Source organism: Rhodococcus sp. P3_B8 (assembly GCF_056402775.1).
Map to the genome: position 1 here is coordinate 1 of NZ_JBFUGT010000447.1, position 4,117 is coordinate 4,117.

4 protein-coding genes are annotated in these 4,117 nt (G+C 65.3%); 2 read left to right on the plus strand and 2 right to left on the minus strand.

Features of this window, described 5'->3' with window-relative positions; all coding sequences use genetic code 11:
- Positions 1 to 158: 158 nt before the first annotated feature.
- Complete coding sequence (locus AC1D1G_RS42560; RefSeq protein ID WP_477956637.1) at positions 159 to 1,223, minus strand: LLM class flavin-dependent oxidoreductase; 1,065 nt, start codon at positions 1,221 to 1,223, stop codon at positions 159 to 161.
- Positions 1,224 to 1,678: 455 nt separating this feature from the next.
- On the opposite strand from AC1D1G_RS42560, the gene AC1D1G_RS42565 reads away from it, so the two are divergent.
- A complete protein-coding gene (locus AC1D1G_RS42565) occupies positions 1,679 to 2,188 on the plus strand; it encodes a GNAT family N-acetyltransferase (protein ID WP_477956638.1) in 510 nt (169 codons plus the stop codon).
- 14 nt (positions 2,189 to 2,202) lie between these two features.
- Here the strand turns inward: AC1D1G_RS42565 and AC1D1G_RS42570 are convergent, their stop codons facing one another.
- Positions 2,203 to 3,615, minus strand: coding sequence for a PLP-dependent cysteine synthase family protein (locus AC1D1G_RS42570; RefSeq protein ID WP_477956639.1), 1,413 nt, complete (start codon positions 3,613 to 3,615; stop codon positions 2,203 to 2,205).
- 232 nt (positions 3,616 to 3,847) lie between these two features.
- Here AC1D1G_RS42570 and AC1D1G_RS42575 point away from each other — a divergent pair, with 232 nt between their 5' ends.
- On the plus strand, positions 3,848 to 4,108 hold the full coding sequence (locus tag AC1D1G_RS42575) for a WhiB family transcriptional regulator (protein WP_283335302.1): 261 nt from the start codon (positions 3,848 to 3,850) through the stop codon (positions 4,106 to 4,108).
- The last annotated feature ends 9 nt before the right edge of the window (positions 4,109 to 4,117 follow it).

Consider the following 4,117-nt stretch of genomic DNA (forward strand, 5'->3'; position numbering starts at 1 on the left):
ACCGACGAAGAACTCGCGCTCATCGAGGAACACGGCGTGCACGGAACCGGACTCAGACTCTGACAACCAGTCACCCGCTCGTGCCCGACTGCGCGGGCGGGTGACTGTCACCGTGTGCGCAAACCTGTTGCGGGGAAGCGCAGGTAGCGCTCCCCCGCTCATTCCCGCAGCAGCGGCAGCAGCTGGTTGCCCTGACGCTCGATTTCCGGCAGATACGGGGTGTCCGAGAGTACGAAGTGGGTGATGCCGAGGTCCTGGTACTTGCGCAGCGACTTCGCGACGTCCTCCGGGGAGCCGACGAGCCACGTGGTGCCGGCRCCGCCGCCACCGAACTTCCCGGGTGCGGTGTACAGGTTGTCGTCGAGCACGTCGCCACGGGTAGCCAGGGCGAGGAGTCGCTGCTGTCCCACGGCGGTTTGGCGATGCGGGTTCTGCGGCGGCGCAACCTGATTCTTCGCCATCTCCGCTACCTTCTCCTCTGCCTCGGCCCAGGCCTGCTCGGTCGTGTCCCGGACGAAGGTGGTGATCCGCAGGCCGAACTCGAGCGGCGCATGCGCTCGGCCGAGTTCCTCGCTCAGTGACCGCAACCGTTCGATCCGCTCCTGCACACCCGCGAGCGGCTCACCCCAGAAGAGCTGAACGTCGGCCTCGGTCGCCGCAACACGCTCGGCGGCATCGGACGCGCCACCGAAGTAGAGCTTCGGGTGGAGTCGATCTCCGCGTGGTGAGATCCGGGGCAGCACTGTGGAATCGGTGACCTGGAAGTGCTCACCCCGGTAGGTGACGTTCTGCTCCAACCACAGCTTGCGGACGAGCTGGAGGAACTCCTTGGTGCGAGTGTAACGGTGGGCCTGGTCGCTCTCGTGTTCACCGTAGGCTCCGAGGTTGTCCTTCCCGGACACGATGTTGATCCGGACCCGGCCGCCGGTCAGATGGTCGAGAGTAGCGACGGCGGAGGCGAAGTGAGCCGGTCGCCAGTAGCCGGGCCGGATCGCGATGAGCGGCTCGAATGTCGCCGTCYTGGCTGCAAGGGCGGCGGCGACGGTGAGTGTGTCCGGTCTACCCCAGCCGGTGCCGATCAAGGCCCCTTTCCAGCCGTGGTCCTCGAGGGCCTTCGCCTGGCTCGTGAGGGTGTCCAGACTGTTGTGGTCAACCGTGACGGCGTCGCCGCGGTGTCCCGGGGTGACCTGATTCGGGATGTACCAGAGGAATTCGAGACTCATGAGGTGGTGATTCCTGTTCGACGTCGATGATCGGCCGGCTGAGATCGGCGAATCGTGCCGTCTCCAACGATTGGGCGGAGAGCGCGTCCGGACTGACGGCCGTGTGCGCCGCCGCGATTGCGTCCATCCCCTACTTCCGCCCCCGAGGGACGACTCATCACCCGACTGGACGACGTGACCAGCATCCGGACATCGCGATACTAACCCCGGTTGTCACCGTTGAACGTCCATGCCCGCGTCCTCCACGATGAGAAACAGGGCCTGACGTGCGACAGTTMGACACAACTGGACATAGATTCCTCCAGATCGGAAATGTCGAACCACCTTGCACTTTCATCGGTAGCGAACAGAGATTTCTGGACACCGTTGGCGTCAAGGTGATTTCAACCCTCGAATCCCGGATGAAGACCGGGAAGCATCTACCGAAACTGCATTTTCATCGACGGAGAATGTGAATGACCTCTGAATTAGCACTCTCGCACCTTCACGTAACCGCGGTGTCTTGGTTCGACCCCGACGCGGAGGCATTGCGAGAGGCCATGGCCCGCGAAGTGGGGCCGCGATACTCCGACCGAGTATCGACTGCAGACCGCGCCGCCACCAATGCGGTTGACTCGACGTCCGTTTTCCTCACAGTGGTGGTGTACACCGCCGCGGGGGCAACCGACACTCGAGAAGCGGTCGGTCACGCCGCGCTCAGGTGGAACGACGACGACCTGGAGTTGAAACGGATGTTCGTCACAGTGGAACATCGCGGAACCGGGGTGTCGACAGCGTTGTTGAGCGCGGTCGAGGATGCCGCCAGGAAGGCGGGGCGCCCACGCCTGATTCTCCAGACGGGCGACCGGCAACCCGATGCGGTCAGGTTGTACGAGAAGAGCGGCTACTCACGGATTCCGATCTTCTCCCCATACGAGATCTTGCCCTTCTCGAATTGCTTCGAGAAGGTGTTCGATCAAGGATGACGAATCACCGCACTTCACGCGACAGGCGAGGTCAGGACGACGTCAGCGTCCACCAACGCCACGGCTCGCCCGTTCTCGGACACGACGACCGGCCCCCGGTGCCCCCCGATTCGTCGCATTGCCACCGACAACTCCTCGGTGACTCCCACGACGGGCAACGGCTGATCGACGTGCACACCGATCGGGTCGTCTTCCGGAGCGTGTGACAGCGCCGCGGCACTGACGGACCCCTGGATCTCCGCGACCACGACCGGACCGGTGACCGGGCGTGCCAGCACGACGGGCAGGGCCGGGGTGTCCGCGAGCACGTCACGCGCCTCCGCAACGGTCGCGGTGGACGGCACGGCCCGGGGTGCGCTCCCCCGGCCGCCCAGTGCGTCACCGACAACGGGTCCGGTCGCTGCGTGGTAGAGCGGGAAGCCCAGCCGTCCCAGCCACTCGTTGTCGAAGTACTTCGACAGGTAGGCCCGGCCCGAGTCCGGGACGATCACGACCACGACGTCGTCCGGACCGAGGGTCCGCGCGACCCGCAGGGCGGCGGCCACCGCGGTACCGGCGGAACCTCCGACGAGGAGTCCTTCCTCCCGGGCGAGGCGGTGCAGCACCGTGAGCGCCTCGATGTCCGGGATCTGCTCGAGTCGGTCGACGAGGTCCGGGTGATAGGAATCCGGCCACTCGTCGTGCTCGGTCTGCGGGTGCAGAAAATGGCCCACGGATTCGATGTACCAGGCCCGTCCGTCTCCCCCACCGTATACGGAGGTATCAGGATCCGCGCCGATGATCTGCACGGCCCCGCCGGAGACCTTCGTCAGGAACTCGCCCGTCCCCGTGATGGTCCCACCGGTTCCGACACCGGCGACGAGATGAGTGACTCGGCCCTGGGTCTGACGCCAGATCTCCGGACCTGTCGTGGTGCGGTGCGCGTGGGGATTGGCCGGGTTGTCGTACTGGCCGGCGAGCCAGCCGCCGGGGATCTCCGCCGCGAGACGAGTGGCCACGTTGCGCACGAACTCGCGATGGTGGCTGGGCCTGCCGCCCGGTGTCACATGCACCTGCGCCCCGTGCGCCCGCAGCAACGCGATCTTCTCGACGCTCGACTTGTCGGGGACCACGACTACGGAACGGTATCCCCGAGCGGCGGCGACCAACGTCAGCCCGACTCCGGTATTGCCCGACGTGCCCTCCACGACGGTGCCTCCGGGCAGTAGTTCCCCGGATTCCTCGGCCGCGTGGATCATGGCCAGGGCGACGCGATCCTTCACACTTCCGCCGGGGTTGAGGAACTCGAGCTTGGCATACACCGTCGCGGAGATACTTCCGGTTACCCGGTTCAACCGGACGAGGGGTGTGTTGCCGATGGCGTCGGTGATCGAGTCGTAGACTCCGAGGCTCGCGGCGTCGACTGTCGGGGGATCGAGGATGGTCATGCGTCTGCCTTTCGAGGCCGCCCGGGTGTCACCCGGTCAGCATCGCAAGAGCAGTCGTCGAACAACAGGATTCGCGTCACGCCGATCAGATCTTCAGTGGCTCAACAAGAACGGCGCGGCGCGTTCACCCCGAAATCCTGGAGATTCGAATTCTTCTCGTGTGTTGCCGAATGGGCTGTAATTCGGGGCGACCGAGAGCGAAGGGGGTAGTCGAAAGATGTCGACACCGGTGATGACACTGCATCCTCACGACACCGAGTTGTGGCAGTGGCGATTGTCTGCGCGTTGCCATGAAGCGGACGCGGAGATCTTCTTCCCGGCGGACGCCGAACGCAGGAACGCTCGCTCCGAGCGGGAAGATCTCGCCAAGGAGTTCTGCCGCGGCTGCGCGGTGGTGGAGGAATGCCTCGAGTATGCCCTCCACACCGGCCAACAGCACGGCGTCTGGGGTGCGACGACACCGGGCGAACGGCTGGCACGTCTCGGCCGGTGAGCGAATACC

Excerpts from the sequence above, each read along its gene's own strand:
- AC1D1G_RS42565 (WP_477956638.1), top strand. The coding sequence starts at position 1,679 with ATGACCTCTGAATTAGCACTCTCGCACCTTCACGTAACCGCGGTGTCT.
- AC1D1G_RS42570 (WP_477956639.1), bottom strand. The coding sequence starts at position 3,615 with ATGACCATCCTCGATCCCCCGACAGTCGACGCCGCGAGCCTCGGAGTC.
- AC1D1G_RS42575 (WP_283335302.1), top strand. The coding sequence starts at position 3,848 with ATGACACTGCATCCTCACGACACCGAGTTGTGGCAGTGGCGATTGTCT.